Annotated in this window: 2 protein-coding genes; both read left to right on the forward strand. The window is 32.4% G+C overall.

The window, feature by feature from the left end; translation table 11 throughout:
• Positions 1–1,256, forward strand: a 1,256-nt coding sequence (gene purH, locus F6K13_RS23020; protein ID WP_287288499.1) for a bifunctional phosphoribosylaminoimidazolecarboxamide formyltransferase/IMP cyclohydrolase, incomplete at its 5' end; no start/stop codon positions are given.
• A gap of 696 nt (positions 1,257–1,952) precedes the next feature.
• On the forward strand, positions 1,953–2,873 hold the full coding sequence (locus tag F6K13_RS23025) for a 2OG-Fe(II) oxygenase (protein ID WP_287288501.1): 921 nt from the start codon (positions 1,953–1,955) through the stop codon (positions 2,871–2,873).
• Positions 2,874–3,808: the final 935 nt, after the last annotated feature.

Here is a 3,808-nt window from a genome sequence, read left to right on the forward strand (position 1 = left end):
TTTTAGTTGTCGTTAATTTATATCCGTTTGAACAAACAATTTCTCAACCAGGAGTTACCCTAGCAGAGGCAATTGAAAAAATTGATATTGGCGGACCAGCAATGTTAAGAGCATCAGCTAAAAATTTTGCTCATCTAACAGTTTTATGCCACCCTAATCAATACAATTCATACTTAGAAGAACTACGGAAAAATGGTGGGGAAGTATCCTTAGAATTTCGTCAAAAATGTGCCTTAGCAGGATTTCAACATACAGTAACTTACGACCAGGCGATCGCTACTTATTTAAAAGAGCAAGAAACAACTTCTGAACAGGAAAAAGAAACGTTTTTACTCTCTGGTAAAAATATTAAATCTCTACGTTATGGAGAAAATCCTCATCAATCTGCTACTTGGTATCAAAGCGGAATTATTCCTAGTGGGTGGGCGGCAAGTAAAATTATTCAAGGTAAAGAATTAAGTTATAACAATTTGGTAGATTTAGAGGCAGCAAGACGTATTATTACAGAATTTTATGATGCTCCAACTGTGGCAATTCTTAAACATACAAATCCTTGTGGAATAGCAATTAGTGAAACTCTTTTGGAGGCTTATGAAAAAGCTTTTGCTGGAGATTCGGTTTCTGCTTTTGGGGGAATTGTTGCTTTGAATAAATCTATTGATGCTCCTACTGCGACTGCTATGACTAAGACATTTTTAGAGTGTGTAGTTGCTCCTGGATGCGAACCAGAAGCGGAGGAAATTTTTCAGAAAAAATCTAAATTAAGAGTGTTAATTTCACCAGATTTAAAACAAAGTCCGCGGGAAATTATAAAGGTAATTGCTGGTGGTTTTTTAGTACAAGCTGCTGATGATGTAGTAGAAAATTCTAGTGATTGGAAAGTTGTTACTGAAAAACAACCTACTGCTGAACAAATGGAGGAATTAATGTTTGCTTGGAAGGTGGTAAAGCACGTTAAGTCTAATGCTATTGTGGTGACTAAAAATTTGGCAACTGCTGGTATTGGTGCTGGTCAAATGAATCGAGTTGGGGCAGTAAAAATTGCTTTGGAGCAAGCAGGAGAAAAGGCTATTGGAGGAGTATTAGCTAGTGATGCTTTTTTCCCTTTTAATGATTCGGTAAAAACAGCAGCAGCAGCAGGAATAACTGCAATTATTCAACCTGGAGGTAGTATGCGAGATAAAGATTCTATTGCTGCGGCAAATGAGTTAGGTTTGGTAATGATATTAACTGGAATGCGTCATTTTTTACATTAATAAAATAGGGAATAGGGAATAGGGAATAGGGGGAAATAATTGATAATTTTTGTACGATAAGTACCTGGACAGAAATATTTATATACTGGGTTATTCGCTAGTAGACAAAGGTTTTGGTTTAAATTTTCTGTAGTTAATTTTGTCTGCCTACTTACAGCGGTTTCTTTTGCTATGAGGTACAGTCCAATCTTCTTAGTTTTTTACTTTTGACTTCTGCCTTAAAATAAGGTGCACCTCATTACATCGAAAAGTGGTGTATCAGAACTTTTGAGATGAGAAAAAGGTAAAATTTTTAGCCTATAAAATCTTAATGAATTACTTTTAACTTCTGTTGTGGGAGGAATAACCGGATTTGGTATAAGTAAATTAGTAAAAATTTGTATAAGTATAGCAGTCGCCATTTCAGTTATCAGTTTTCAGTGAGAATTCATATAATTTTTCTGACTCTTGGTTCTGGAAGTTGTAAGGCAAAACATAGTCTACTTAGAATGAGAAAAAAGTCGGATGTGGTTTGAAGAATTACACACTATTAACCAACTTAACATCAAATATTACGATTAACTTTTTTTGTAGTTAGGAAAGACCTGGATTTGGCATATAGGAAAATCAAATAAAAAGTAAAAGTTTTCCATATTCCCTACTCCCCTACTTTGATACTCCCTACTCCTTAAAGCAATTGATTATTTTGCAAAAATTATGATAATTACTCCAGCACAAAATGTACCTCAAGAAGTAAAAATTAACCTCTTATTAACAGGAGGACATCAATATACTATTTATCTCAAATCTGATGCACCATTACTCCAACTTTTAGCCAAAACACTATTATCTAAACATCAAAAAACAGAAAATTCTACTCTATTTCAAATTCCTATAGGAGAAGGTCATTCTGCTTTATGTTTTCCTAGCGAACATTTAGTTGGAATGGTGACGGAACCACCAATATATTTGCAGCATTTACAGTCACAAGATACTCAATCTAATATCAAAACTTCTACTCCTCCTCCTCCCTCTAAAACAGACGATTTAGAATCTCGTTATTTACTCATAGAAAATTTTCTTACTCAATCAGAAAATCAACAACTATTTAATTATGTTTTGCAAAGACAATCTGATTTTGTACCAACTACAACATCAACTAAAGCAGAAAATTATCGTCGCTCTTTAGTATTGCACTCGTTCCCAAAATTCAGAGAATTAATAGTCAACAGAATTAAAGAAGTTTTACCTGATGCGTTAAAAAAGTTAAATATTCCAGAATTTTCAATTGGCGAAATTGAAAGTCAGTTAACAGCTCATAACGATAATAATTTCTATAAAATTCACAATGATAATGGTTCTCCTGATACTGCTACTAGAGTTTTTACTTATGTTTATTATTTTTATCAAGAACCCAAAGCATTTACAGGTGGTGATTTAATAATTTACGATAGTCAAATTAAAGGAAAATATTATGTGAAAGCTGACACATTTAAAACTATAGAACCTAAAAATAATAGTATTATATTTTTTCTAAGTCGTTATCTACACGAAGTTTTATCAGTAAGTTGCCCCTCTAAAGCTTTTTCAGATAGTCGATTTACTATTAATGGCTGGATACGGAGAAATAATGAATAATTAATAATGAATAATTAATAATTACCGAATAATTAATAATTAAATAATTAAATAATTAAATAATTAAACAATTCGGCTTGATTAGCCTCCCATTTCAAGGGGAAAAAAATAAATTTTTTCCTTATTTGTCAATCCTCTCCCTTTTAGGGCTATGCTTGATCAGCAAAATTCTTTACAAAAGTGGATAATGCCTATTATCAAAAGCTTACGAGCATTTTGTTGGTTTTACTAATTTGACAATTTGACTAACTTGTGTATTCCTAAAAGTTGTTTTTTGTCGTTGCGATCGCAACGACACTAGGAGCTTTCAGTCTCTATTACATCAAATGATATTTTTGTCAAGTTTTATGTTAAGAAATATGTTTATAAAGCATAGCTTTTAGGGAGAGGTAATTATCAATTATCCATTATCAATTATCCATTAATGAGGGTGCATCTCATATTTGCAAAAATACTTTTTTCCTATATATTCCCTGTTCCCTGTTCCCTGTTCCCTGTTCCCTAAAAGCAATAACTTTTTGGCTTTATTCACGCATTGAGATGCACCCATTAATGAAAGCATATTTCGGGCAAACAAAAAGTAAGCATTTCCTGTGGAATGCTGCGCAAACATCACTTTTTATTCCCCTTGAATACTAATTTATTCTTCCAAGAAAATGACTTAATAACTCATAGCTGATAGCTGATAGCTGATAGCGGACCACTGAATACTTACATATTGTGTTGTCTGAGTTTTTAGCTTTTGATATACCTGCGCCTTTTGCTTCAACTACTATATAATTCACTAATAAATAATCTATTAGCTGCCTTGAAATTTCTTTGATATTGAGTCTTTAAATAGTAAAAGATTCTAAATTTCAATTAATTAAGGAAGGAGAAATATGCTGTAATTATTAATTATTAATTATTAATTATTAATTATTCATTATTTCTCC

Source organism: Okeania sp. SIO2B9 (assembly GCF_010672505.1).
In the GTDB taxonomy this organism is placed as follows: Bacteria; Cyanobacteriota; Cyanobacteriia; order Cyanobacteriales; family Microcoleaceae; genus Okeania; species Okeania hirsuta.